This is a genomic window from Micromonospora sp. CNZ295, from assembly GCF_004217535.1.
Genome location: NZ_SHKZ01000001.1, coordinates 4,168,735 through 4,194,052 on the forward strand (window position 1 = coordinate 4,168,735; position 25,318 = coordinate 4,194,052).

Sequence of the window (25,318 nt, forward strand, 5' to 3'; positions counted from 1 at the left end):
CCCGGTCAAACGGGTCCCGCGAGTCCGGCGCCGCCACCACTCGCGGTCCGTCGACCGCGCAACTAGAGTCGACGGCAGCGTCCCGCGGACCGTCCGACCGCACGGTGAGGAGCGCGCCATGGGGATTCCCGACGGGGTCGAGATCGCCGGCCCCCGGCACGACCGCTACCGGGAGATCCTCACGCCGGAAGCGCTCGCCTTCCTCGCCGGCCTGCACCGTGCCTTCGACGCCCGGCGCCGCGACCTGCTCGCCCGGCGGGCCGAACGGGCGGCCGCGTTGGCGGCGGGCGGGTCGCTGGACTTCCTTCCCGAGACCCGGCACGTCCGCGAGGCCGACTGGCGGGTGGCGTCGCCGGCGCCCGGGCTCGTGGACCGCCGGGTGGAGATCACCGGGCCGACCGACGCGAAGATGACCATCAACGCGCTGAACTCGGGAGCGAAGGTGTGGCTCGCCGACCACGAGGACGCGAACACCCCGCTGTGGGAGAACGTCATCGGCGGCCAGCTCAACCTCCGGGACGCGATCGACCGGAAGCTGTCCCACACCTCACCCGAGGGCAAGCGGTACGCCCTGCACGACGGCGACCTGGCGACCATCGTCTTCCGGCCGCGCGGCTGGCACCTGACCGAGAAGCACCTGCTGGTCGACGGCGAGCGGATGGCCGGCAGCCTGGTCGACTTCGGCCTCTACTTCTTCCACTGCGCGCAGCGCCAGCTGGAGCGCGGTTCAGGCCCCTACTTCTACCTGCCCAAGCTGGAGAGCCACCTGGAGGCCCGGCTCTGGAACGATGTCTTCCTGCACGCCCAGGAGCGGCTCGGCGTCCCGCGCGGCACGATCCGCGCGACCGTGCTGATCGAGACCTATCCGGCGGCGTTCGAGATGGAGGAGATCCTCTACGAGCTGCGCGAGCACTCCGCGGGGCTCAACGCCGGCCGGTGGGACTTCATGTTCAGCGTCATCAAGACGTTCCGGACCCGCGGGCGGGACTTCCTGCTGCCCGACCGCAACGTTGTGACGATGACCGCTCCGTTCATGCGGGCGTACACCGAACTGCTGGTGCGGACCTGCCACCGGCGCGGCGCGCACGCCATCGGCGGCATGGCGGCCTTCATCCCGAGCCGCCGCGACCCGCAGGTGAACGAGACGGCCCTGGCCAAGGTTCGCGACGACAAGACCCGTGAGGCGGGAGACGGCTTCGACGGGTCCTGGGTCGCCCACCCCGACCTCGTGCCGATCTGCCGGGCGGTCTTCGACGGGGTCCTCGGCGACCGGCCGCACCAGCTCGACCGGGCCCGCGACGAGGTACGGGTCACCGCGGCGCAGCTGCTCGACGTACGCAGCACGCCGGGTCAGCGGACGGAGGCGGGGCTGCGCAACGACATCAGCGTCGGCATCCAGTACCTGGCGAGCTGGCTGCGCGGCACCGGCGCGGTGGCCATCTTCAACCTGATGGAGGACGCCGCGACGGCGGAGATCTCCCGGTCCCAGGTGTGGCAGTGGCTGCACAACGGCGTCACCCTCGACGACACCGGCGACAAGGTCGACCGCGCCCTCGTCGAGCGCCTCGCCGACGAGGAACTGGCGAAGCTGCCCGGCGACCCGGCCGGCTACGCGGCGGCGCGCGAGCTGTTCATGGAGGTCGCGGTGGCCGACGACTTCGTGGACTTCCTGACCGTGCCGGCGTACGAGCGGATGCCCTGAGCCGAAGCCGCGACGGGAGGTCGGCGATGACCACGACGGACATCAGCAGCCTCGCCGCGGGCCTGCGTGCGGTGCTCGGCGACCGGCAGGTGATCAGCGACCGGCAGGAGCTGCGCACCTACGAGTGCGACGGGCTCGCCCAGTACCGGGTGGTTCCCGCGCTGGTCGCCCTGCCCCGCACCGCCGCGGAGTGCGCGGCGACGGTCCGGGCCTGCGTGGACGCCGGCGTGCCGTTCGTCGCGCGCGGCTCCGGCACCGGGCTGTCCGGCGGGGCGCTGCCACACGCCGACGGGGTGCTCATCGTCACCTCGCAGATGCGCACGATCCGGGAGGTCGCACCGCAGGACGAGCGGGCCGTGGTCGAGCCGGGAGTGATCAACCTCGCGGTGACCCGGGCCGCCGCTCCGCACGGCTACTACTACGCGCCGGATCCGTCGAGCCAGCAGATCTGCTCGATCGGTGGCAACGTCGCGGAGAACTCGGGCGGCGCCCACTGCCTGAAGTACGGCTTCACCACCAACCACGTGACCGGGCTGGAGGTGGTCACCCCCGACGGCGACCTGGTCCGCCTCGGCGGCCGGGCACCCGACGCGCCGGGCTACGACCTGGTCGGCGCCTTCGTCGGCTCGGAGGGCACGCTCGGCATCACCACCGAGGTGACCGTGCGGCTCACCCGGGCGCCGGAAGCGGTGCGTACGCTGCTCGCCGGCTTCCCGTCGACGGACCAGGCCGGGGCGGCGACCTCGGCGGTCATCGCCGCCGGGGTGGTGCCCGCCGCGATCGAGATGATGGACGCGCTGGCCATCGAGGCCGCCGAGGCCGCCGTGGGGTGCGGCTACCCCGCCGGGGCCGGTGCCGTGCTGATCGTCGAACTGGACGGCCCGGCGGCCGACGTGGACGCCCAGTTCGCCGACGTGGAGCGGCTCTGCCGCGACAACGGCGCCGTCGAGATCCGGGTCGCCGCGGACGACGTCGAGCGGGCGCTGGTGTGGCGGGGCCGCAAGTCGGCGTTCGCGGCGGTCGGGCGGATCAGCCCCGACTACATCGTCCAGGACGGGGTGATCCCGCGGACCGCACTGCCCGAGGTGCTGCGCCGCATCGCGGAGATCTCCGCCGAGCGTGGCGTCCGGGTGGCCAACGTCTTCCACGCCGGCGACGGCAACCTGCACCCGCTGGTGCTCTTCGACGACGCCGTCGAGGGGCAGGCCGAGCGGGCGGAGGAGGTCTCCGGCGCGATCCTCGACCTGTGCGTCGAACACGGGGGCTCGATCACCGGCGAGCACGGCGTCGGCATGGACAAGGCGAAGTACCTGCCGCGCATGTACACCGAGGACGACCTCGACACGATGCAGCTGCTCCGGTGCGCCTTCGACCCCCGCGGCCTGGCCAACCCGGGCAAGGTCTTCCCGACCCCGCGGCTCTGCGGCGAGGTGCCGGGGCGACGCAAGGGCGCGCACCCGCTGCAGGAGGCCGGCCTGGCGGAGCTGTTCTGATGTCCGACGCCGTGCTCGACGCGCTGCGGGCCGCCGCCGGCCCGGACGCCGTGCGGCCACACCCTCGGGCGGACCACCGACTGCCGGCGCGGTACCGGGCCGCGCCCGCCTCCACCGGGGAGGCCGCGGCCCTGCTGCGTGCGGCGGCCGCGCACGACCTCGCGGTCGTCGTCACCGGCGGCGGGACCAAGCAGGACTGGGGCAACCCGCCCCGACGGGTCGACCTGCTGGTCGACACGCGCCGGCTCGCCGGCGTGGTCGAACACGCCGCCGGCGACCTGATCGTCGTGGTCCGGGCCGGCACCCGGCTCACCGACCTGCAGGCCGAGCTCGCCCCCGCCGGCCAGCGGCTCGCCCTCGACCCACCCGCGGTGGTCGGCGGGGCGGCTGCCACGGTCGGTGGCGCCGTGGCGCTGAACACCAGCGGCCCGCGCCGGATGCTCTACGGCACGGCACGGGACCTGCTGATCGGGATCACCGTGGTGCGTCCCGACGGGGTGGTCGCCCGGGCCGGCGGCAAGGTCGTCAAGAACGTCGCCGGATACGACCTGGGCAAGCTCTACACCGGCTCGTACGGAACCCTCGGCCTGATCACCGAGTGCGCGTTCCGGCTGCACCCGCTTCCGGCCGCGAGCGCGTACGTGCGGTGCCCGGCCGCCGACGCGGCCGAGGCCGGGCGGCTCGCGGCGGCCGTACGCGGCGCGCAGCTCGTGCCCAGTGCCCTCGACGTCGAGGCACCGGCCGGCGGTGACTTCGAGATCGCCGTACTGCTCGAAGGGTCCCGGCCGGGCGTGGCGGAGCGGGCCGCCGCGACCCGCCGGCTGCTCGGCGCCGCCGCCACCGCCACCGCCACCCCGCCACCGTGGTGGTCGGCCTACCCTTGGCGGCCCGGGGACGTCGGACTGAAGCTCACCGCTGCCCTCTCCGGCGTGCCCGAGCTGCTGGCGGCGGTCCGCGAGGCGCAGCGCCGGCACGACGTCCCGATCCGGGTGCGCGGCTCGGCGGGCACCGGCGTGCTCCACGGCGGCCTGCCCGCCGCCACGCCCCCCGAGTTGGTCGCCGCGATCGTCGCCGACCTGCGGAGGGTGACGGCGGCGGTGGGCGGGCACACGGTCGCGCTCACCGCGCCGCCCGCGGTCCGCGAGCGGCTGGACCTCTGGGGGCCGGTCGGCGGGCTGGACCTGATGCGCCGGGTCAAGCGGCGGTTCGACCCGGACGCGCGCTTCGCTCCCGGCCGCTTCGTGGGAGGGATCTGACGATGACCAGCCCTGTCCCGGCCTTCGACGAGCACCACCCGCCCCGGCAGGAGCTGGTCGACGACTGCGTGCACTGCGGCTTCTGCCTGCCCGCCTGCCCGACCTATGTGTTGTGGGGCGAGGAGATGGACTCGCCGCGGGGGCGGATCTACCTGATGAAGGAGGGGCTCGACGGCGAGCCGCTGAGCGCGTCGATGGTCGAGCACTTCGACCGTTGTCTGGGTTGCATGGCGTGCGTGACCGCCTGCCCGTCGGGCGTCCGGTACGACCGGCTCATCGAGGACACCCGCCAGCAGGTGGAACGCCGCCATCCCCGGTCCCGCCGGGAGCGGGCGCTGCGGGCCGCCGTCTTCCGGCTCTTCCCGTACCCGAAGCGGCTGCGCCTGCTGCGCGGCCCGCTGCGGGCGTACCAGGCGACCGGCCTGCGCCGCCTGGTGCGGCGCACCGGGCTGCTGCCGCGCCTGGCCCCGACGCTCGCCACGCTCGAGGCGCTGGCTCCGCCGATCGGGCGGGCCGGCCGGATCCCGCGGCGGGTGCCCGCGCGGGGGACGAAGCGGGCCACGGTCGGCATGCTCACCGGCTGCGTTCAGCAGGCCTTCTTCCCCGACGTCAACGCGGCCACCGCGCGGGTCCTCGCCGCGGAGGGGTGCGAGGTGGTCGTCCTGGGTGACCGGCAGGGCTGCTGCGGCGCCCTGAGCGTCCACAACGGGCGCGAGACCGAGGCGCGGCGGTTCGCCCGGGCGCTGATCGACGTCTTCGCCGCCGCAGACATCGACTGGTTCGTGGTCAACGCCGCCGGGTGCGGATCGTCCCTGAAGGAGTACGGCGAGCTGCTCCGCGACGACCCGGAGTACGCCGGGCGGGCCGCCGCGTTCGCCGCGAAGGTGCGCGACCTGTCCGAGGTGCTCGTCGAGCTGGGGCCGGTCGCGCCACGCCATCCGCTGCCGGTGACCGTCGCCTACCACGACGCCTGCCACCTGGCGCACGCGCAGGCCGTACGGGCGCAGCCGCGCGCGCTCCTGGGTGGCATCCCCGGGCTGGAGCTGCGGGAGATCGCCGACGCCGAGATCTGCTGCGGTTCGGCCGGTGTCTGGAACGTGCTGAACCCGGAGCCGGCGGCGCAGCTCGGCGAGCGCAAGGCGCGCGACGTGCTCGCCACTGGCGCCGACCTGCTCGTCACCGCCAACCCGGGCTGTCTCCTGCAGGTCGCGTCGGCGGTCCACCGGCTCGGTGGGACGGTCGCGCTCGCCCACACCGCCCAGGTCCTCGACGCGTCGATCCGCGCCCGGCCGGTCAGCGACCTGCTGCGGTGGGCGGCGGGCCCCGCCCAATAGGGGAGGCCCGCCTGGTAGGGGGAGGGGCCCGCCTGGTGGTCGTGCCCGCCGGTCAGAAGGTGACCAGCGGGTCACCGATGAAGTCGGCGATGAAGTTGACGAAGAAGAACCCGAAGAAGATCACATTGATGATCAGGAGTGCGTGGTGCCACAGCCGCGGACGCGCCGCGCGGGGCAGCCGGCTGTTGAGGTAGATCAGCATGAACGGGAAGATCAGCGCGCCCAGGTTGGACATGTTCGCCGACCACTGCACCAGGCTGACCGGCAGCGCGAGGTGCAGGACGACCGCGATGATCACGAGCAGCAGCAGCATGAACGGGTAGTAGAACCGGCGTGGGTCGCCTTCGAGCAGCCGCCGCAGCCGGGGGCTCGTGGCGTGGGCGGCGTCGGTGGTCACCCGCACCATCGCCTCGAAGATACCGAGCTGGGTGCTGAACAGGATCAGCACGCCGATCAGCAGCATGCCGTAGAACATCACCTTGCCGTACTCGGGTTCGAGTGCGGTGGCCACGAAGGTGGGGACGTTGGCCTGGGTCGGCGTCTCGCCGGACACCTCCACCGCCTGCGCCATGAGGATGGTGGGCAGCAGCATGCCCAGCATGGCGCCGACGAAGAAGACGCCCCACATGTCGGTGAGCAGCAGCCGGTACCACCGCTTCCAGCGGGCGGCGTTGGCGGCGTCGTCCGGGAAGGTGACCCCGCTGGCGAGCAGTTCGCGCCGCTCGCCGCGCAGCCCGGCGATGTAGCCGGTGCGGTAGCCCATGCCGTAGCCCTTGTCCCGGTAGTGGCCCATCACGTACCAGTTCAGGCCGGAGGCGAGGGCGGTGAAGCCGGCGAGCCCACCGAGCTGCGTCGCGGTGATGCCGGCCGGCGGTGCGGCGGGCGTGAAGAACCCGCGGATGCCCTCCCACCACAGGCTGCCGGGGACCACCAGGATGGTGACGAAGAGCAGTGCGACGAGAATGGCCCCGACCATCAGCCAGTTGGCCAGCTCCAGGGTTCGGCTGATGCGCTTGGCCGCCGCGGTGATGAGGAAGACCAGCACCAGCAGGCCGATCGCCCAGAGCCGCGGCTCCTCGGCTCCGGCCGGCGCCACGTCGCCGTGGACCAGCGCGTACAGGCCCTGGCCGGCGGACGCGGCCCAGCCGCCGGCGATGAAGGCGAAGATGACGAGGAACACCGCCAGCGGCACCCACAACAGGTAGCCCGGCGGGACCCGCCCCCAACCGACGACGGGCACCTCGCCCGTCGCCAGCACGTACCGCGAGGATTCGACGTTGTAGAACGTCTGGAGGACGGCGGAGACGAGGATGACCCAGCCGACCCCGACGAAGCCGAACTGACCCACCGCCTGCGGGCCGAGCAACCATTCTCCGCTGCCGATGGAGATGCCGAGGGCGATCAGGCTCGGGCCCACCGCGTACTTGATGATCTGGGGAACGCCAAGCCGGCGTACGCCGAACACCTCTTCCGGCTCGGGCAGGTCGGCGACGGCGAGCGCGGGGCGGCTCGTGCCCAGTTGATAGGTACGGACGTCCGGGGCCTCGGTTACTTCGGTCATGAAGAACCTCCCTGGTGAGAAGGGCCCCCCTGACCATTAATCGTCATACTCAGTTAATTTCGACGCAATAACCGATCGGGCAGAGCGAGACCGCATGCCCTCCGCACGGTTCAGCTCACCACGGCGAACCCGCCGTCCCAGGGCACCTTCTCGGCCGCCGCGAGGCTGATCTGGAGGAAGCCGATGGCCTCCAGCTCCCGGGCCCGGCGCAGCGGGCCGGCGTCGACGGCCTTCAGGCCGCCCGCCTCGGCGACACCGGCCAGCAGCGCCTTGGCGTCCCCGTCGTCGCCGGCCAGCAGGACGGTGGTCGGCTGCGATCCGACCTTCCGGGCGTTGAGGGTGGCGGCGAGGGTGGTGTTGAACGCCTTCACGACCTGCGACTGTGGCAGCGCGGCGGCGATCTCGGTGGCGGCCGAACCGTCCGGGGGCACCACGAGCGAGTCGAACGTCTCGAAGTTCACCGGGTTGGTGATGTCGACGACGACCTTGCGGGCGAGGCTCTCGCGCTGGGCGGCGATCACCTCGCTCACGGCCGGGTACGGGACGGCGAGGATGACGATCTCCCCGGCGGCCGGCTGGTTGACGTCGTCGCGGCCGAGCAGGTCCACGGTGTTGCCGCCGGCGGTGACGACGCCGGCCAGGGCCTGGCCCATGTTGCCGCTGCCGATGATCGTGACGTGGGTCATGATTCTTCCCTTCGGTCGGGTTGTCGTCCGTTCAGGTCCGGTGCCGGCCCGCGGCCAGCGCGTGCCGGGTGGGCCGGCGGATCACCGCGAGCCGGTCGCCCCGGACCCGGACCGTGGTGCGCCCGCCGCGCCGCCGTCGCAGGGTGAGGTCCACGGTCGCGCCGCCGACCTGTACGCCCTCCAAGGTGAGCCGGGGCAGCCAGTCCGGCAGGTGCGGGTCGACGAAGATGGTGCGCAGCGGTGCGACCGGCCGCAGCGCCAGCAGGGCCTGGATCAGCGCGACCACCGAACTGGCCGACCAGGCCTGCGGCGAGCAGGAATCCGGGTAGACGCCGGGGTGCGGGTGCGCGCGGTCCCGCGGCAGCCCGCTGAGCACCTCCGGCAGGCGGTGGTCGTCGAACAGGGCGGCGGCGGCGAACATCCCCTCGGCAAGCCGGTGCAGGTGGGGCCAGCAGCCGTACCGGGCGAACCCGAGGCCGATCGTGCCCGCGTCGACCGGCCAGACGCTGCCCCGGTGGTAGCTGAACGGGTTGTACGCCGGGTGTGCGGCCGACAGGGTGCGGATGCCCCAGCCGCTGAACATGTCGGGCGCCATCAGCCGGTCGGCGACGGCCGGCGCGAGCCGGGCCGGCACGATGCCGGTGGCCAGCAGGTGCCCGTCGTTGGAGTTGACCGAGCCCACCTGCCGCCCGCCCGGCCCGAGTGCCATCGCGTAGCAGCCCCGGTCGGGCATCCAGTACGCCCGGTGGAAGCGGCGCTTCAGCGCGGCGGCCCGGCGCACCAGGCCGGCGGCGAACGCGGGCCGGCCGGCCGCCGCGAACGCCACGGCGGCGTGCCGCAGCGCGGCGTACCAGTACCCCTGCAACTCGCTGGTGGCGATCGGGTTCGGCACCGACCGGCCGTCCTCGTCGACGACGGCCGTGTCCGAGTCCTTCCAGCCCTGGTTCTTCAGCCCGCCGGGGGAGCGGCGGTGGTACTCGAGGAAACCGTCCCGGTCGAGGTCCCCGTACCGGTCGAGCCAGCCCAGGCACCGCTCCGCCGCCGGCAGGAGGTCCCGCACCGCGCCGAGATCCCCGGTCCAGGCGTAGTACTGGCCGAGGAAGGCCAGGAAGTCCGGCGCGGTGGACCAGTCGCCGTGGTAGTGGGTGAACGGGTCGATCCCGAGCGCCGACACCGGGCCCCGCCGGGCCTCGTGCAGCGGCTTGCCCGGCTCCTCGTCCCGCCAGTCGTCCACCCGCTGGCCGAGGTGGCGGGCGTTGAGCCGGAGGCTGTCGGCCAGCATCGTCGGGCCGGCGAGCAGCGCCTGCCACGACGCGGTCATCGTGTCCCGCCCGAAGATCTCCTGGTAGATCGGCAGCCCGGCGATCGGCGCCGCCGGCCCCGCGGGTTCGCCGAGGGGCAGCCCGGCCAGGTCGTCCGCCGCGCGCCGCCAGGCCGCCGTGACGTCGACGTCGGCGCTGCGCAGCCGGGTGAACTCGCGGGCGAGCCGGCGGCGCGCCGAACCGGCCGGATCGTCCGGCTCGCCGAAGGTCGCCGGCGGGGCGGGGAGCCGCCGGCCGTCGAAGACCGGCTCGACGAGCAGGTCTACCCGGCGGCGGTCGCGGGGCGGCACGGTCACGTCGACGGCGAGCGCGCCGTCGGCGTACCGGACCGGCTGGTCGCCGCCGGCGCGGATCGCGACGGCCCGGTCCAGCCCGTCGCACCGGTACGTCAGGCGCAGTTCCTGCCGGGCCGGGTCCCACCGGGTGCCGACGTCCCCGGTCTGGACCCGGCGGCCGGTCTCGGCCTCGCTGGTGTCGGCGAAGTCGGCGGCCAGTTCGATCCGCAGCCGCAGGTGCAGGGGTGCGGCGGCGTAGCTCGCCACGGTCAGCCGGGTGCGCAGCCCCGCGCCGACGAAACGCTCCACGACCAGGTACGCCGCGCGGGAGGGCAGCGCCTCGCCGTCGGCGAACTCGGCGTACGACTGCACCGCGTGCGCACCCACGCTCGCCGTGCTGAACGGCACCGGCTCGCGGCCGTCGACGGTGATCCGCTCCCGGCTCAGGACGCGGGTGTTGCGCGCGAAGAAGCCCTGGGGGTCGGCCCCCGTGACGCGACCGCGTACGTCGGTGACCAGGGTGCTCCAGCCGCTCGCCACGTACCGCAGGTCGGGGCGGACGCGGAGGTCGTGGACACCGCTCACGGCCGGGCTTACCCGGCGCCGTTCCGGCTACACGTGGCGGAAGCGGTCAGTGCTGGGCCGGGCCGATGTCGACCATCCACTGGATGCCGAACGGGTCGACGAGCATGCCGAACTCGTCGCCCCACATCTGCTTCTCCAGCGGCATGACCACGTTGCCGCCGGCGGAGAGCTTCTCCCAGTACCCGCGTAACTCGTCGGCGTCGTCACCGCTGAGGCTGATCGAGATGTTGGTGCCCGGCTGGTGCTCCATCCCGGGCGGCAGGTCGGAGGCCATCAGCGTCAGGCCGCCGGGGGAGCGCAGCATGGCGTGCATGACCTTGCCGGCGAGCGCCGGGTCGGTCTCGCCGTACTCGCCGAAGGTGGCGATCGTGAGGTCACCGCCGAAGACCGAGCGGTAGTGCTCCATCGCCTCGCGGGCGTCGCCGGGAAAGTTGACGTACGGGTTGAGCTGCGTCTGCACCGTGCCTCCTTGGTCGGTCGCCACGCCGTCGGGCGGGGCGGTGGCAGGGGGACCAACGAGGCGCACGCACGCGGGTTTCGTGCCGGCGCGGGGGTGAGCGGCCGCCCGCCCCCGCGCCGGCGGGTGCTCAGCGGTGCCGGAAGGACTGGCGGACGACGCCGCCCACCAGGACGCACCAGGTGCCGGTGCTGACCTTGCCGTTGCGGGGCAGCCCGTGCAGGGCCTGCAGGTCCTTGACGGCCGTGCGGGTGACGTGGTCGTACTCGCCGGTGACGGTGACCTCGTCGTACCCCTTCGCGTTGAGGATGAACTGCACCGCGGTCACCGGCAGGCCGCTGGCGTGCTGGTCCAGTTCGGGTGCCAGGGTCTCCCAGGTCTCGGCGGTGAGGGTGGCGTCGACGTCGACCGGGATGCCGTTGCGGGCCTGCCAGTCCTGCACCGCGGCGACCGTGGCGGCGTCGAACACGCTGCTGGGCGTCACCGGGTACCCGTGGTGGGCGAGCAGGTACTGCGCCACCCGCACCGACGGGGAGCCGACGAACCGCCACACGTCCGGCCAGCGGCGGGCGGGCACGTCGGCGAGGTCGGTGCCGAGCGCGGCGAAGACCCGCCGCCGCAGCATCGGGAACTGTCGGTAGAAGGCGGCGCCGGGGCAGAGCGTGTTGCGGAAGTCCCAGTGGCCGAAGATGTCGTGGGCGTGCAGGCCGTACTGGCGGCAGATCGTCGTGCACAGCCTGACCAGTGAGTCGAGCAGCGCGTCGGGCGGCGTCTCGGTGACGTACGTGCCCTCGTTCTCGATCCCGATGGAGCGGGTGTTCTCACCGGGGCAGTGGGCCGAGACCATCTGCCAATCCCCGGCCTGCAGCCGCTCCAGGCTGCCCCGGCGTCCCTCCAGGACGTAGCCGCCGCGGCTGACCGTGAAGTGCTGGCCGGTGTCGGACCAGCCGTTGCCGTCGATGTGCAGGTTCTGGCAGTCGCGGGCCAGCTTGATCGCCTGCGCCTCGGAGTAGTCGGTGACGTTCGGGAAGGCCATGTGGTGCACGATGATCTTGTTGGTCGGGACCGTGCTGACGACCAGCGGGTCCTTCGGCGGGCGGGCGCCCCACTCGTCGCAGCTGTAGATCCAGTCCAGGTCGGAGCCCGGGTCGGCGTGCGCGGCGGTGGGACGGGCGAGTTCGCCGCCGACGACCGCGACGGTGGCGGCGCCGAGGCCGGCCCGCAGCAGCGTACGGCGGTCCAGCTCGCTCTGCTCGACGTGCATTGCATCTCCTCCGCGCCCGGCTCGCGGGGATCGGAATGAGCCGCGTGAAAACCAGCTCCAGTAACCGGGCGTGAGGTGGAGAATATTGCCAAGGCCGGCCTGGCGCCAGGGGGCTCCGTCGATCTGTCCCGGCTCCTACCACCTCAGTGCGGGATCCGGGCCGGTTTGCCGATAGCGCCCCCGCCCGGGCCACCGGCGACCGCACGATGGCCGTACGACCGCCGCCACGTCCGGTGTCGGCGGTGTGGCTGTCCGGGGGTACGGGGTGCAGGAGGTCGTCGCGGCGCCGCTGGACGTCGGCGCGGTCGTCCCGGGGCTGGCGGAGCGGGTGTGGACCAATGCCCGGGAGGCCCCGCAGACGGTGCAGTTCATTCGTCCCGCTCCGGTCTCCCGGGCCTGGCCCGCACGCCGGTCGGTACGCGGTGGCGACGTGCCGGTGACGTGCGAGCAGTTCCGCGACGACGTTCTCAGCCTCGCCCGCGGGTTCCTCGCGGCGGGAGTGGGCCACGGCGACCGGATCGGGCTGATCTGCCGCACCCGGTACGAGTGGACGCTGATCGACTACGCCCTGTGGGCGGTCGGGGCGGTGACCGTGCCGTTCTACGAGACCGCGAGCCCGGACCAGGTCGGCTGGATCCTCTCCGACTCGGGCGCGGTGGGCTGCGTGGTGGAGACGTCCGGGCTGGCCGAGACCGTCGCCGGGCTGCGGTCGGACCTACCGGCGCTGCGTGAGATCTGGCAGCTCGACGCCGGTGACCTGATCGCCCTCGCCGGCCTGGGACGCACCGTCGACGACGCGCGGGTCGAGGCGCGCCGCAAGCGGGTGACCGGCGGTGACATGGCCACGATCGTCTACACCAGCGGCACGACCGGCCGCCCCAAGGGGTGCGTCCTGACCCACCGCTCCATCCACTGCGACGTGACCGCCGCCGTCGCCGTGCTGCCGCAGCTGCTGCGCCCGGGGGCGTCCACGGTGCTGTTCCTGCCGCTGGCCCACGCGTTCGCCCGGCTGATCCAGGTGGGGATGGTGCAGACCCGGGCGACCCTGGTGCACAGCGCCGACGTCGGGGCCGTCATGGACCAGCTGCGCCAGCACCGGCCCACGTTCATGCTGGCGGTGCCGCGGGTCTTCGAGAAGATGTACAACAAGGCCCGGCAGAAGGCCGAGGACGGGCACCGCGGCTGGCTGTTCGCCGTGGCCGACCGGGTGGCGGTCCGCTACAGCCGGGCCCTCGACACGGCCGGCGGGCCGAGCCTGCCGCTGCGCCTGGCCCGCCGCGGGTGCGACCTGCTGGCGTACCGGAAGCTGCGCGCGACGCTGGGCGGGCGGTGCGAGACGGCCATCGTCGGCGGGGCGCCCCTCGGCGAGCGGCTGGGCCACTTCTTCCGGGGCGCCGGCCTGCTGCTCCTGGAGGGGTACGGCCTCACCGAGACCTCGCCCGCGCTGACGGCGAACACGCCGGCCGCGCAACGGATCGGGACGGTCGGCCGGCCGCTGCCCGGCGTGGAGATCCGCATCGCCGACGACGGTGAGGTCCTCGCCCACGGCGACGTCGTCTTCCCCGGTTACTGGAACAACCCGGACGCCACCCGGGCGACGTTCACCCCGGACGGGTGGCTGCGCACCGGCGACCTCGGCAGCATCGACCAGGACGGTTTCCTCCGGATCACCGGCCGCACGAAGGAGATCGTCGTCACCGCGTCCGGCGTGAACCTCGCGCCCGCGCCGATCGAGGCGGCGATCCGCGGCAACCCGCTGGTCAGCCAGTGCATGCTGGTCGGCAACCACCGTCCGTACATCGCGGCGCTGGTCACCCTCGACCCGGAGGCCTTCGCCCGGTGGGTGTCGGCGCACGGGAGACCGGACGCCGACGTCGCCGCGTTGCGCGACGACCCCGAACTGCGCGGCGAGATCCAGCAGACCGTCGACCGGGCGAACGCGACGGTGGCGCGGGCGGAACAGGTGAAGACCTTCGCCATCCTGCCCTGCGACTTCACCGAGGCCGCCGGCGAACTCACCCCCACGCTGAAGATCAAGCGCGAAGTGGTCCAGCAGCACTACGGCGACGCCATCGAGGCGCTCTACCGGGGCCACTGATCCGCCGAACGCCGACGAAAAACGTCGAACCGAGCGCGGACGCGTGCCCGCTGGTCCACGCTTGAAGCGAGGCACCACGGACCGGACCAGCTCTGTCTGCGGCAGGAGACCTGATGCGTACCTACAAGGTCGGCTACTTCGTCGGCAGCCTCTCGTCCACGTCCATCAACCGGGAACTCTCGAAGGCGCTGCTCCGCCTGGCGCCCGAGGACCTCGAGTTCAGCGAGATTCCGATCGGGAACCTACCGCTGTACAGCCCGGACCACGACGCGAGCTACCCGCCGGAGGCTGCCGCGCTCAAGGACGCCATCCGCGAGGTCGACGCCGTCCTGTTCGTCACTCCCGAATACAACCGGTCGATTCCAGGCGGGTTGAAGAACGCGATCGACTGGGCCTCCCGTCCGTGGGGGCAGAATTCGTTCGACCACATCCCGGCGGGCGTGATCGGCGCGTCCATCGGGCAGATCGGCACCGCCGTGGCCCAACAGAGCCTGCGCGCCGTGCTGGCCTTCTGCAACGCCCGGCAGATGACCGCACCCGAGGCGTACATGCAGTACACCCCGGAGATCTTCCCGGGCGACGGTGCGGTCACCGACGAGTCCACGAAGGCCTTCCTGACCAACTACCTGGCGGAGTTCCGGGACCACGTCGTTCGGGTGCTGACCGTGCTGCCCCGCGCGGCCGCCCGTTAGCGACCGGCCATCGCGGCCAGGTGGCCGGCCAGCCGGGCGGCGGCCTCCCGCAGCTCCGGTGGCTCCAGCACCGCCACCTCGAAGCCCAGCCGCGCCACGTGCAGGGCCAGCCAGTCCAGGTCGTCCCCACCGACGACGAGCACACACCACCCGTCACGATCGTCCTCCACGCGCCCCACCTGGGGCGGCACCAGCGCCCGTACCTGCTCGGGCGCGGCGTGCACGCGTATCCTGGCGACGTGCCGGTACGGCGCCTCGGTGACCGCCCGCTGCACGTAGGCGACCGGGTCCGGGTGCTCCCGCGGCCGGAACCGCCAAGTCGTCGCCGTCACGTCGCGCATCCGGTCCAGGCGGAAGGTGCGCCAGTCGTCGCGGTCGACGTCCCGGGCCATCAGATACCAGCGGCGGCTGGTGGCGACCATCCGCACCGGCTCGACGGTGCGCTCGCGCTCCTCGCCGTCGCGGCCGGCGTACGAGAACCGGACCCGCACCGCGTCGCGGCAGGCCCGTGCCAGCGTGACCAGCAGCTCAGCGTCGATCTCGATCCCGGGACCGACGAGCGTCTCGGTGGCTCCGCGCACGGCCCGCACCTCGGCGCGCAGCCGGGGCGGCATCACCTGGTCGAGTTTCGCGAGCGCCCGCAGCGCCGCCTCGCCCGCTCCGCTGACCGTGCCGCCGGACGCCAACCGCAGCGACACCGCGGTCGCGATCGCCTCCTCGTCGTCGAGGAGCAGCGGCGGCAGCCGGGTGCCCGCGCCGAGCTGGTAACCGCCGCCGACGCCGGGGGTGGCGTGCACGGGGTAGCCCAGCGCCCGCAGCCGCTCCACGTCGCGACGCACCGAGCGGTCGGTGACCCGCAGCTCGGCGGCGAGCTCGGCGGCGGTCCAGGACGGCCGGCGCTGCAGCAGCGCCAGCAGCCGCAGCACCCGCTCGGTCGTCGCCTCGACGGTCACCCGCCGATCTTAAGCGCGGATCGCGGACCGAAGCTGTCCGCTATTCACGGAAGGCTGGCGCCATGACCGACCTGACCTGGAACCCGCTGCTCCGCGACCAGATCTCCTGGCACTGGACCAACCAGCTGCGGGGCCGCCTCGACGGGCTCACCGACGACGAGTACCTCTGGGAGCCGGCGCCGGGCTGCTGGAGCGTACGACCGCGGGGCACCGCAAGCGCACCGGTGCAGGCCGGCTCCGGTGCGATGACCATCGACTTCGCGATGCCGGAGCCCGACCCGCCGCCGTTGACGACGATCGCCTGGCGGCTCGGCCACGTGATCGTCGGCGTGCTCGCGGTCCGCAACGCCGGGCACTTCGGTCGCGCCCCCACCGACTACCAGTCCTTCGCGTACGCCCCGACCGCCGAGGCGGCGCTGGCCCAGCTCGACGCCGAGTACGCCACCTGGCGGGCCGGGGTCGAATCGCTCGGCGAGACCGGGCTCGCCCGCCCGTGCGGGCCGGCCGAGGCACCGTACGGCGACCGGCCGATGGCCGCCCTGGTCCTGCACATCAACCGCGAACTGATCCATCATCTGGCCGAGGTCTGCCTGCTGCGCGACCTCTACCGGCACACCCGACGGGAGACGAGCTGAGATGGCCCGCGACATCCAGATCACCTTCGACTGCACCGACCCCGCCAAGCTGGCGGCGTTCTGGGCCGCGACGCTCGGCTACCGCCTGCAGGAACCGCCCCCGGGCTTCGAGTCCTGGGAGCAGGCCCTGACGGCGTTCGGCGTGCCGCCCGAGCGCCGCAACGACGCCTCGGGAGTGGTCGACCCCGAGGGCGCCGGACCTCGGCTGTTCTTCCAGCGGGTGCCGGAGGGCAAGCGGGCCAAGAACCGCGTACACCTGGACGTGCGGGCCGCGCCCGGGCTGGCGGGCGACGCGCGGATGGCGGCCCTGGAGGCGGCGGCCGAGCGGCTCGTCGCGCTCGGCGCCACCCGGCTCGCCCGGCACGAGCCGGCGCCGCCGCTCGAAGCCGGTCACATCGTGCTCGCCGACCCCGAGGGCAACGAGTTCTGCCTCGACTGACCGCCGCCCCGGTCGGCGTCCCCGGCCCGACCGGGGACGTCGACCGGGCGACTAGAGGACCTGGGAGAGGAACCGCCGCAGCCGCGGGTGCCCGGCGGCTTCGAAGATCGCCGCCGGCGCGCCGGACTCCAGCACGACGCCCCGGTCCATGAACGCGACGGTGTCGGCCACCTCGCGGGCGAACCCCATCTCGTGGGTGACCACCACCATCGTCATGCCGCCCGCGGACAGCTCCGCCATCAGCGACAGCACACCCTTGACCAGCTCCGGGTCGAGCGCCGAGGTGGCCTCGTCGAAGAGCATCACCTGCGGTGCCAGCGCCAGCGCCCGCGCGATGGCGACCCGCTGCTGCTGGCCGCCGGACAGCTGCGCCGGCCGGGCGTCGGCCTTGGCGGCCAGCCCCACCCGGTCCAGCTGGTGCCGGGCCACCGCCACCGCCTCATCCTCGGGCAGCCCGCGGATCCGTCGCAGCGCGAGCGTCACGTTGCGCAGCACGCTCATGTGCGGGAAGAGGTTGAACTGCTGGAACACCATCCCGACCCGCTGCCGCAGCCGGTCCGGGTCGTCGGTGAGTACGCTGCGGCCGTCGAGCAGCACGTCGCCGCGGTCCGGCTCGATCAGCCGGTTGATCGTCCGCAGCAGCGTCGACTTGCCCGAGCCGGACGGGCCGATCACGCACGCGGTCGCCCCGCTGGGCACCTCCAGGTCGACGCCCCGCAGCACCCGGTTCGCCCCGAACGCGAGATGCACGTCCCGGACGCTCACGCTGACCGACGCGCTCATCGCGGGCCCCCTTCCACCGCGCCGGCGAGCGCGAGATCGTCGTCCTCGTCGTCGGGTGGCCCGGCCGCCCGGCCGTGCCGCAGCCGGCGGTCGATCGCGTTGACCGCGTGGGTCAGCGGCACCGTCAGCGCCAGGTAGAACAGGCCGGCCAGCAGCAGCGCCGACTGGTTGCCGGTGTTCGCCGCGTAGTCCTGCCCGATCCGGAACAGCTCCCGCTGGCTGGCCAGCAGGCCGAGGAAGTAGACCAGGCTGGAGTCCTTGATCAGCGCGATGAGCTGGTTCACCCAGGCGGGCAGCACCCGGCGGACCCCCTGCGGGATGATCACCACCCGCATCGCCTCGCCCCAGGAGAGCCCCAACGCCCGGGCGCCTTCCAGCTGCGCGGTCTCCACCGACTGGATGCCGGAGCGGAAGATCTCCCCGATGTACGCCGCCGCGATCAGCGACAGCGCCAGGATGCCCAGCGGATAGGGGTTCGGGCCCCAGACCTGCATGCCCAGCGGCGCCAGGCCCACACCGATCAGCAGGATGGTCGCCGCCGCCGGCAGGCCGCGGAAGACGTCCGTGTAGACCCGGGCCGGCCAGCGCAACCATCGGGTACGCGAGATACCGGCGACCGCGAGCAGCATGCCGAGCACCGAACCGATCAGGGCCGCGGAGACCGCCAGGATCAGCGTGTTGGGCAGCCCGACGGTGAGCATGTCGGGCAGCGCCTCGCGCATCGACTCCCAGTCGAAGAAGGTCTCCCACAACGTCCGTAGCGGGTCCACGATGCACCTCCGGTGTTAAGAAGGGCCCCTTCACCTCGCCCGGCGTTGCGAAGGGGCCCTTCCTGCGGGTTCAGCGGGCGCCGCTGCCGGGCCTGAAGTCAGCCGGGATCGGGCGGCCGGGGTAGTACTGCTCCTGGAGCCGCTGCCAGGTGCCGTCGGCGATCACCTCGTCGAGAGCCTTGTCCAGCGCCTCGCGGAGCGCGTCGTTGCCCTTGGCGAACGCGTACGCGGTCGGGGCCGGGCTGAGCAGCTTCGCCGCCACCTTGATCTTGCTGCTGTTGTCCGCGGCGAACTTGTCGCCGATCTCGGCCGGGGCGATCCAGGCGTCGGCCGTACCGGCCTTGAGCTGGTTGGCCGCGGCGTTGTAGTCCGGCACCCGCACCGGGTCGAGCTGGTTGCCGGTGGCGTAGTCGTCCTGGACGGTGCCCTGCACGACCACCACCCGCTTGCCGGCGAGCTGGTCGAAGCTGGTGATCGACGAGCCGGCCGGCACGTCGAGTCCGAAGTAGCCGAAGTCGTAGCCGTTGCCGAAGTCGACGGTCTTCCTCCGCGCCTCGGTGATGGTGATCGACGAGCTGCCCACATCGAACTTGCGGTTGGCGACCTGGGACAGCAGAGCCGAGAAGTCGGTGCCCACGAACTCGACCTTCAGGCCGAGCTTGTCGGCCGCGGCCACCAGCAGGTCGTTGTCGAAGCCGGTGAACTCGCCGTCCTTGAGGTAGACGTTCGGCGGCGCGTCGGTGAGTGTGCCGGCGCGCAGCACACCCGGCTGGAGCAGGTTGTACGGGTTGTCGGCGCGGTCGTCCGCGCCGCCGCACGCGGTCAGCGTGGCGGCGCCGAGGACGGCGGCGACGGCGAGAGTGGCGGCCCGGGTCAGGGTGGAACGGAATCGCACAGGTGCCTCCGAGAGGTACGGGCGCGCACGGACGTGCGGCGCCGACGGTGCGCCCGGTGGGCGTACCGCTGGGGTGGATCAGACGGAAGGGGGATTCGGCGCGGTCAGCGACACGCGTCGGTGCAGACCCGCATCAGGTCGACATGGCGGCGCCGGGTCAGGACCAACGGCGGGGCGACGATGCGGACGTACACGGCTCTCCTCCAAGGTCTGTGCTGACCTGGGGTGCCAGGCCACGCTTGCGCCGGAGCCCTGCTCCGGTGCCTGGTCCTCACCCGGGGCACCCCTACGTGGACGAGGGTTGCCGGCCAGCAAGCCGGGGCTTCGCGCTGGCGCTCATGACCTGGGCCGAGGTTAGCAGCGCGGGCCGGTGGGCTGTCCAGCCGGTATGACCACCCTCACGTGCGGCCTCACCTGCGGATTCGTCACTCCTCGATCGCCCCGCCGATGCGGCGCAGGTGGGCGCGGAAGGTGTAGCCGGGATCGGCGTCGCGGCGGGCCAGGTACTCGGCGAACGCGGTCTGCTCGCGCAGTGTCTCGCCGGCGCGGATCCGCTGCGCCTGCACCCGCTCGGTGCGGTGGATCCGCTCCGCCGCCGCCAGCACCTCCTCGCCCCGTACCGCCGGCACGAACAGCACCCCGTCGTCGTCGGCCAGCACGAGGTCGTCGACATCGACCCGGTGCGCGCCGAAGCGGGCACTGCTGAGCGACTCCGGCTCCCGCGGGTCGACCCGGGTCGGGCCCGCCGGCAGGGCGCCGTAGCTGAAGACGGGAACGCCGATCTCCACCAGCTCCGGCGTGTCCCGGTGCAGCCCCCACACCACCAGGCCGGCGACGCCGACCGCGGCGGCCTCCAGCACCGCCAGGTCACCCACGCACGCCTCGTCGGTCCGGCCGCCGTTGTCGATCACCAGCACGTCACCGGACGCCGCGTGCCCGTACGCCTCGAGGAACACGTCCACGCTGCCGTGGTGGCGCACCGGCAGCACCCGCCCGGCGAGCCGCTGGCCGGGAACCACCGGCCGGATCCCGGCCGGCGCCACCCGCAGCGGCACCCCCAGCCGGACGCAGGCGTCGGCCACCAGGGGCGTGGACAGGTCGGTGAAGCGCTCCCGCATGGGTCCTCCCGGTCGTCGGAACGGCGCCCACATCGTAGGAACGGACAGCGGCGGGCCGGCCAGGTCCAATGGTCGGCCGCTGGCCTCCGCCGGCTCCTCGGCAGGTGGCAGGGGGCGCGGTGAGGTGTGGGCCGGCGCAGCGGGGGTAGTCGCGCGGTCGGAGACCTGGGGAGGACTCGTGGACTCGTACCCGGCGGTGGAGGCGCACGGGCTGATCGGTGACCTGCAGACCGCGGCGTTGGTGGCGATGGACGGCACGATCGACTGGTTCTGCGCCCCGCGGTTCGACTCCCCGAGCCTCTTCGCCGGCCTGCTGGACCGCCACCGCGGCGGCTACTTCCGGGCCACCCCGGACGGCGTCGACTACACGTGCAAACAGCTCTACCTGCCCGGCACCCCGATCCTGATCACCCGCTTCCTCAGCGCGGACGGGGTGGGTGAGCTCATCGACTTCATGCCCGTCGCCGGGGATCGCGCCAGCGACCGGCACCGGCTGGTCCGGATGCTGCGCGTGGTCCGGGGCACCATGCGGTTCCGCGTCGACTGCCAGCCCCGGTTCAACTACGGCCGCGACCCGCAGAAACTCGAGGTCCACCCGGAGGGCTACGTCTTCCGGAGCCCGACCTTCTCGCTCACCGTGAACCGGGTCAGTTTCGCCGACCGGTTGACCGACCGACACGAGGAGACCCGGACCGACGACGGGATCTGCCTGGTGGCCACCCTGCGCGAGGGCGAGGCCGGGGGCGTCGTCCTGGAGACCGGGACCGCGCCCGACCCGCCGCGCCGGGTCAGCCCGGACGAGGCGGACGACCTGCTCGTGCGGACCCGCGACTGGTGGCGGAACTGGCTCGCCGGCTCGCGGTACACCGGCCGGTGGCGCGAGATGGTCGAGCGGTCGGCGATGACGCTCAAGCTCATGACGTACGCGCCGACCGGCGCGCTGGTCGCCGCGCCCACGGCGGGCCTGCCCGAGCAGATCGGCGGCCAGCGCAACTGGGACTACCGCTACACCTGGATCCGCGACGCGTCCTTCTCGGTGCACGCGCTGCTGTGCCTGGGCTTCACCGACGAGGCGGAACGCTACATGCGATGGGTCAGCGACCGGGTCCGGGACGCCGACGGGGCCGGCCGGCAACTGCAGGTCATGTACCGGGTGGACGGTTCACCCGACCTCGCCGAGGAGGTGCTCGACCACTTCGAGGGGTACCGCGGATCGCGGCCGGTCCGGGTCGGCAACGGCGCGGCGGAGCAACTGCAGCTCGACATCTACGGCGCGGCCTCCAACGCCTTCGACGTCGCCGACCGCGCGGGGCTGATGTCCACGCACGAGGGGTGGCGGCGCACCGCCCGGGTGATGGACTGGCTCTGCGACAACTGGGACCAGCCCGAGGAGGGAATCTGGGAGCACCGCGGCGGCCGACGGGACTTCACCTACGGGCGGCTGATGTCGTGGGTGGCCCTCGACCGCGCCATCCGGGTCGCGGACCGGCGCGGCCGCCCCGCCGACACCGCCCGATGGCGGGCCGCCCGCAACCGCATGTACGACCAGATCCTGGCGCGGGGTTTCCACCCGGGCCGCCAGGCCTTCGTCCAGCACTACGACACGGACGTGCTGGACGCCGCCCTGCTCGCCATGCCCTCGGTCGGCTTCGTGGCGTCGAGGGACCCGATGTGGCTGTCGACCCTGCGCGCCATCGACGACGAGCTCGTCTCCGACAGCCTCGTCTACCGGTACGACCCGGAGGCGTCCCCCGACGGCCTGCCCGGGAGTGAGAGCACCTTCACCATGTGCACCTTCTGGTACGTCGACGCCCTCGCCCGATCCGGCCGGCTCGAGGACGCCCGGCTGACCCTGGAGAAGATGTTCACCTACGCCAGCCCGCACGGCCTCTACGCCGAGGAGATCGCGCCCAGCGGCGAGCAGACCGGGAACTTCCCGCAGGCCTTCAGCCACCTCTCGCTGATCAGCACCGCCGTCAACCTCGACCGGCTGCTCGACGCCCGCCCGTGACGGCCCCGCGCCCGCACCCCGCCGGCGTACGAACCGCGGGGTTGCCGGGCCCTGCTACCACTGGGCGTGTCCGTATCCGACCAGCGTCGGCCCGCCCGGGTCGCCGTCCGGAAGCAGCCGTTGCGCCGATGGCCCGGCGCGCCGGCCGGACCACAATGACCAGCGGGGCGGCGGGCCACCTCGTCCCGTGCGGATCGAGGAGGTGTGGACGTGACCGGCTGGCAGCTCTCCGGCTACACGCCGGTGCGGCAGCTCGGCGCGGGCGCGTCCGGTCGGGTCGAGCTGGCCGTGCACGACCAGACGGGCACGCCGGTGGCGATCAAGTACCTCACCCGGGCCGTCGGCGACGAACCGTCCTTCCGGGACGCGTTCCGCACCGAGGCCCGGCTGCTGGCCGAGATCGACAACCCGCACGTGTCGCGTCTCTACGAGTACGTCGAGTCGCCGTCGGGCGCCGCCATCGTCATGGAGCTGGTCAACGGGGTGTCGCTGCGCCAGATGCTGCGTGCCAACGGCGCGACCACCCCCGAGTCGGCGCTCGTGGTCCTCAAGGGCTCGCTGGCCGGGCTCGGCGCCGCCCACGCCCACAGCGTGGTGCACCGCGACTACAAGCCGGAGAACGTGCTCGTCACCGCCGAGGGCACGAGCAAGCTCGCCGACTTCGGCATCGCCCTGCCGGTCGGCACCGACTCCGGCGGCACCGTCACCGGCACGCCGCGCTACATGGCACCCGAGCAGTGGACCGGCGCGCCGGCCAGCCCGGCGTGCGACATCTACGCCGCGACCGCCACGTTCTTCGAGTGCCTGACCGGCCGCCCCCCGTACGAGGGTCGGGACCTGCTCACCCTGCGCCGGCAGCACGCCGAGGCGCCGATCCCCACCGACCCCGCTCCCGAGCCGGTGCACGACCTGCTGCGGCACGGCATGGCCAAGCGCCCCGACGAGCGGCCCCAGCCGGCGGAGGTCTTCCTCGGCGTGCTGGAGCAGGTGGCGACCGAGGCGTTCGGCCCGGACTGGGAGGAGCGCGGCCTGCGGGAGCTGGCCCGCCGCGCCGCCCTGCTCGCCGCTCTCTTCCCGTTCCCCGACCGCACCGGCGGCGCCACCAGCGTGGCGACCACGGCGCTGGGGTCCGGCACCGGCCGGTTGAGCCGGCTGCGCCGCGTCCGGCCCGCCCTGGTCGCCGGTGCGGTGGCGGCGGCCGTCCTGGTCGGCGGCGCCGGGCTCAGCTACGCCTCCCGGGAGGAGCCCGAGGCCACCTCCCTGGTCGATCCGCCGCCGACCGTCGGCACCGTCCTCACCCCGGCCGGCCCGCCCGGTGCCCCGACGCCGACCCCCGCGGCCACCGTCACTCCGAGCACCACCCCGACCGCGGGCGCCACCGGCGACCCGCCCGACCCCGGTGCCCCGACCACGCCCGCCGCCCCCGGCACGAGCGCCCCGCCGAGCGCCTCGCCGACGCCGCGACCCGCGACGTCGACGAGCCCGCCGCCCCCGCCGGACACCACCGCACCCACGGTCGGAAAGGTCTCCGCCAGCCCCACCGAGCTGGATCCGAAGGGCTGTCCCTTCGGGCCCACCGCCAGCACCGTGACCGCCACCGCCGCCGACGACCGCACCGCCGCCGGCAACCTGCGGGTACGCCTGCGGTACACGCTGGAGGGCAAGCCCGGCGAGGTCGCGATGACGTCCGCGGGGCGGGGTGTCTTCACCGGCGTGCTCGCCGACCTGCCCAGGCCGGCGAACACCACCCGGGTCCCGGTCCGGGTGGTCGCCGTCGACCAGGCCGGCAACACCTCGGCCGAGGGCGGGCCCGTGTACGTGACGCTCTACTCCTTCTGCACCCCCGGCTGACGGTGCCGGGGAGACCGAGAGGCGGGCAGCCGTGAGCCAGGCGAACGACCGTAGGGCGCCGGACGGGTGGACGCCGGACGACGGCGCGACCGTGCACCTTGGCCGCCCGCACGAACCGGCGGCGGACGAACCGACCGCGTACCTGGGCGGGGACGCGACCGTGCACCTCGGCGGGGACTCCACCGTGCGCCTGGGCGGGGACGCCACCGTGCACCTCGGCGGGGACGCGACCGCGCAGCTGGGCGGGGACGCCACCGTGCACGCCGGTGACGGGGCGACCGTCCGGCTCGGCGGAGCGGAACCCACCACCAGCCTCGCCCCCGGGCAGCGGACGGCGGGGGAGCCGACCGTGCGCCTGCCGGCACCGGGGCCGACGGACGAGCGCACGGTCCACCTCGGCGGGTCCGAGTCGCCGACCGCCGCCGCGAGCCAGGCGCCGACCGCCGGCGCGACCCGGCCGCCCGGCACGGGGGAGCCGACCGCCGCCGTCCCGATCCAGTGGACGACGGCCGCCGGACGTGCCGCGCCGGCGGCGGGGCGCGCCGCCGCGCCCGGCACCTGGACGACCGGCGTGCCCGGTGCGCGTACCCCCGGGCCGCCCGCGAGCGGCGGCGAGGTCCGGTTCGGGCCCGGCGTGCCGTCGGCGCCGCCGTCCGCCCCGGCCTGGCCGGCCGCCGCGCCGCAACCGCGGCGCCGGCCGCTCTGGCGTCGCCTGGCGTCGGTGCTGTCCACCCTGCTCACGGTGGTGCTGGTGGCCGTCGTCGGGCTGTACCTGTGGCAGCGATTGAGTCCACTGGAGATCACCGATGTGACCGTTGCCGTGCCGGAACCGGCCGGCACCCGCTGCGACGTCACCGTCGACGTGGTGGCCACCGTGACGACGAACGGCCGGGCCGGCGAGATCCGCTACCAGTGGCTGCGCTCCGGCAGCGAGCCCGGCAGCGTGCTGAGCGAACGGGTCGGCTTCGGGCAGCGCACCGCGCGGCTCACCCTGCGCTGGTCCTTCAGCGGCGTGGGCAGCACCGCGGAGACGGCGACGGTCAACATCATCGAGCCCACGCCGGCGCAGGCGCGGGCGGCGGTGGCGTACGACTGCCGGGGTTGACGGCGGGTTTCTCCGGCAGCCGGCGGGGGTAGG

21 protein-coding genes and 1 riboswitch are annotated in these 25,318 nt (G+C 73.6%); of the genes, 11 read left to right on the forward strand and 10 right to left on the reverse strand.

The features are described from left to right. The first annotated feature begins 118 nt into the window (after window positions 1-118). From aceB to EV376_RS19530, 4 genes are read left to right on the forward strand one after another with little or no spacing between them, the layout of a single operon-like run. On the forward strand, window positions 119-1,702 hold the full coding sequence (gene aceB, locus EV376_RS19515; protein ID WP_130325274.1) for a malate synthase A: 1,584 nt from the start codon (window positions 119-121) through the stop codon (window positions 1,700-1,702). A 26-nt stretch (window positions 1,703-1,728) separates the two neighbouring features. After that, window positions 1,729-3,195 carry an FAD-linked oxidase C-terminal domain-containing protein gene (locus EV376_RS19520; RefSeq protein ID WP_130325276.1) on the forward strand — a complete coding sequence of 489 codons (1,467 nt, stop codon included), beginning with the start codon at window positions 1,729-1,731 and terminating at the stop codon, window positions 3,193-3,195. After that, on the forward strand, window positions 3,195-4,451 hold the full coding sequence (locus tag EV376_RS19525) for an FAD-binding oxidoreductase (RefSeq protein WP_130325278.1): 1,257 nt from the start codon (window positions 3,195-3,197) through the stop codon (window positions 4,449-4,451). Before EV376_RS19520 ends, EV376_RS19525 begins: the two co-directional genes overlap by 1 nt. A gap of 2 nt (window positions 4,452-4,453) precedes the next feature. Further along, window positions 4,454-5,785, forward strand: coding sequence for a heterodisulfide reductase-related iron-sulfur binding cluster (locus EV376_RS19530; RefSeq protein ID WP_130325280.1), 1,332 nt, complete (start codon window positions 4,454-4,456; stop codon window positions 5,783-5,785). 52 nt (window positions 5,786-5,837) lie between these two features. Here EV376_RS19530 and EV376_RS19535 read toward each other — a convergent pair whose 3' ends face one another. From EV376_RS19535 to EV376_RS19555, 5 genes are all read right to left on the reverse strand, one after another. Further along, on the reverse strand, window positions 5,838-7,346 hold the full coding sequence (locus EV376_RS19535) for an Nramp family divalent metal transporter (protein WP_130325282.1): 1,509 nt from the start codon (window positions 7,344-7,346) through the stop codon (window positions 5,838-5,840). 110 nt (window positions 7,347-7,456) lie between these two features. Then, window positions 7,457-8,032, reverse strand: coding sequence for an NADPH-dependent F420 reductase (locus EV376_RS19540; RefSeq protein ID WP_130325284.1), 576 nt, complete (start codon window positions 8,030-8,032; stop codon window positions 7,457-7,459). Between the two features lie 31 nt (window positions 8,033-8,063). Next, window positions 8,064-10,214 (reverse strand): glycogen debranching N-terminal domain-containing protein, encoded by a 2,151-nt coding sequence (locus EV376_RS19545; RefSeq protein WP_130325286.1) that lies wholly within the window; start codon window positions 10,212-10,214, stop codon window positions 8,064-8,066. A 46-nt stretch (window positions 10,215-10,260) separates the two neighbouring features. Beyond that, on the reverse strand, window positions 10,261-10,674 hold the full coding sequence (locus EV376_RS19550; protein ID WP_130325288.1) for a VOC family protein: 414 nt from the start codon (window positions 10,672-10,674) through the stop codon (window positions 10,261-10,263). 127 nt (window positions 10,675-10,801) lie between these two features. Beyond that, entirely contained in the window at window positions 10,802-11,935 is a 1,134-nt protein-coding gene (locus tag EV376_RS19555) for a peptidoglycan recognition protein family protein (protein ID WP_130325290.1), read from the reverse strand. A gap of 265 nt (window positions 11,936-12,200) precedes the next feature. Here EV376_RS19555 and EV376_RS19560 point away from each other — a divergent pair, with 265 nt between their 5' ends. Further along, window positions 12,201-14,033: an AMP-dependent synthetase/ligase gene (locus tag EV376_RS19560; RefSeq protein WP_130328750.1), complete on the forward strand. Its 1,833-nt coding sequence runs from the start codon at window positions 12,201-12,203 to the stop codon at window positions 14,031-14,033. Window positions 14,034-14,146: 113 nt separating this feature from the next. Then, on the forward strand, window positions 14,147-14,725 hold the full coding sequence (locus EV376_RS19565; RefSeq protein ID WP_130325292.1) for an NADPH-dependent FMN reductase: 579 nt from the start codon (window positions 14,147-14,149) through the stop codon (window positions 14,723-14,725). Here the strand turns inward: EV376_RS19565 and EV376_RS19570 are convergent. After that, the gene (locus tag EV376_RS19570) at window positions 14,722-15,678 is read right to left on the reverse strand and encodes a helix-turn-helix transcriptional regulator (RefSeq protein WP_130325294.1); all 957 of its coding nucleotides are present in this window, start codon (window positions 15,676-15,678) and stop codon (window positions 14,722-14,724) included. The genes EV376_RS19565 and EV376_RS19570 overlap by 4 nt on opposite strands. A 62-nt stretch (window positions 15,679-15,740) precedes the next feature. On the opposite strand from EV376_RS19570, the gene EV376_RS19575 reads away from it, so the two are divergent. Both EV376_RS19575 and EV376_RS19580 read left to right on the forward strand, forming a co-directional pair. Further along, on the forward strand, window positions 15,741-16,313 hold the full coding sequence (locus tag EV376_RS19575) for a DinB family protein (RefSeq protein ID WP_130325296.1): 573 nt from the start codon (window positions 15,741-15,743) through the stop codon (window positions 16,311-16,313). Between the two features lies 1 nt (window position 16,314). After that, window positions 16,315-16,752: a VOC family protein gene (locus EV376_RS19580; RefSeq protein ID WP_130325298.1), complete on the forward strand. Its 438-nt coding sequence runs from the start codon at window positions 16,315-16,317 to the stop codon at window positions 16,750-16,752. Window positions 16,753-16,803: 51 nt separating this feature from the next. Here EV376_RS19580 and EV376_RS19585 read toward each other — a convergent pair whose 3' ends face one another. The 4 genes from EV376_RS19585 to EV376_RS19600 form a co-directional block, all read right to left on the reverse strand. Beyond that, a complete protein-coding gene (locus EV376_RS19585) occupies window positions 16,804-17,535 on the reverse strand; it encodes an amino acid ABC transporter ATP-binding protein (protein WP_130325299.1) in 732 nt (243 codons plus the stop codon). Continuing rightward, window positions 17,532-18,305, reverse strand: coding sequence for an amino acid ABC transporter permease (locus tag EV376_RS19590; RefSeq protein ID WP_130325301.1), 774 nt, complete (start codon window positions 18,303-18,305; stop codon window positions 17,532-17,534). The genes EV376_RS19585 and EV376_RS19590 overlap by 4 nt, the downstream gene beginning before the upstream one ends. A gap of 70 nt (window positions 18,306-18,375) precedes the next feature. Continuing rightward, window positions 18,376-19,200 (reverse strand): ABC transporter substrate-binding protein, encoded by an 825-nt coding sequence (locus EV376_RS19595; RefSeq protein WP_130325303.1) that lies wholly within the window; start codon window positions 19,198-19,200, stop codon window positions 18,376-18,378. A 230-nt stretch (window positions 19,201-19,430) separates the two neighbouring features. Then, window positions 19,431-19,544, reverse strand: a riboswitch (SAM riboswitch). A gap of 81 nt (window positions 19,545-19,625) precedes the next feature. After that, window positions 19,626-20,318, reverse strand: coding sequence for an RraA family protein (locus tag EV376_RS19600; protein ID WP_130325305.1), 693 nt, complete (start codon window positions 20,316-20,318; stop codon window positions 19,626-19,628). 178 nt (window positions 20,319-20,496) lie between these two features. On the opposite strand from EV376_RS19600, the gene EV376_RS19605 reads away from it, so the two are divergent. From EV376_RS19605 to EV376_RS30500, 3 genes are all read left to right on the forward strand, one after another. Beyond that, complete coding sequence (locus EV376_RS19605) at window positions 20,497-22,329, forward strand: glycoside hydrolase family 15 protein (RefSeq protein ID WP_130325307.1); 1,833 nt, start codon at window positions 20,497-20,499, stop codon at window positions 22,327-22,329. Window positions 22,330-22,539: 210 nt separating this feature from the next. Then, on the forward strand, window positions 22,540-24,180 hold the full coding sequence (locus tag EV376_RS19610; protein WP_130325309.1) for a serine/threonine-protein kinase: 1,641 nt from the start codon (window positions 22,540-22,542) through the stop codon (window positions 24,178-24,180). A 31-nt stretch (window positions 24,181-24,211) separates the two neighbouring features. Further along, the gene (locus tag EV376_RS30500; protein WP_207228225.1) at window positions 24,212-25,285 is read left to right on the forward strand and encodes a hypothetical protein; all 1,074 of its coding nucleotides are present in this window, start codon (window positions 24,212-24,214) and stop codon (window positions 25,283-25,285) included. Window positions 25,286-25,318 lie beyond the last annotated feature (33 nt).

What these genes read in the sequence shown, in the direction of transcription:
- EV376_RS19540 (WP_130325284.1), bottom strand. Translation starts at nt 8,032, where the DNA reads ATGACCCACGTCACGATCATCGGCAGCGGCAACATGGGCCAGGCCCTG.
- EV376_RS19575 (WP_130325296.1), top strand. Translation starts at nt 15,741, where the DNA reads ATGACCGACCTGACCTGGAACCCGCTGCTCCGCGACCAGATCTCCTGG.
- EV376_RS19555 (WP_130325290.1), bottom strand. Translation starts at nt 11,935, where the DNA reads ATGCACGTCGAGCAGAGCGAGCTGGACCGCCGTACGCTGCTGCGGGCC.
- EV376_RS19565 (WP_130325292.1), top strand. Translation starts at nt 14,147, where the DNA reads ATGCGTACCTACAAGGTCGGCTACTTCGTCGGCAGCCTCTCGTCCACG.
- EV376_RS19520 (WP_130325276.1), top strand. Translation starts at nt 1,729, where the DNA reads ATGACCACGACGGACATCAGCAGCCTCGCCGCGGGCCTGCGTGCGGTG.
- EV376_RS19580 (WP_130325298.1), top strand. Translation starts at nt 16,315, where the DNA reads ATGGCCCGCGACATCCAGATCACCTTCGACTGCACCGACCCCGCCAAG.
- EV376_RS19600 (WP_130325305.1), bottom strand. Translation starts at nt 20,318, where the DNA reads ATGCGGGAGCGCTTCACCGACCTGTCCACGCCCCTGGTGGCCGACGCC.
- aceB (WP_130325274.1), top strand. Translation starts at nt 119, where the DNA reads ATGGGGATTCCCGACGGGGTCGAGATCGCCGGCCCCCGGCACGACCGC.
- EV376_RS19530 (WP_130325280.1), top strand. Translation starts at nt 4,454, where the DNA reads ATGACCAGCCCTGTCCCGGCCTTCGACGAGCACCACCCGCCCCGGCAG.
- EV376_RS19585 (WP_130325299.1), bottom strand. Translation starts at nt 17,535, where the DNA reads ATGAGCGCGTCGGTCAGCGTGAGCGTCCGGGACGTGCATCTCGCGTTC.
- EV376_RS19535 (WP_130325282.1), bottom strand. Translation starts at nt 7,346, where the DNA reads ATGACCGAAGTAACCGAGGCCCCGGACGTCCGTACCTATCAACTGGGC.
- EV376_RS19525 (WP_130325278.1), top strand. Translation starts at nt 3,195, where the DNA reads ATGTCCGACGCCGTGCTCGACGCGCTGCGGGCCGCCGCCGGCCCGGAC.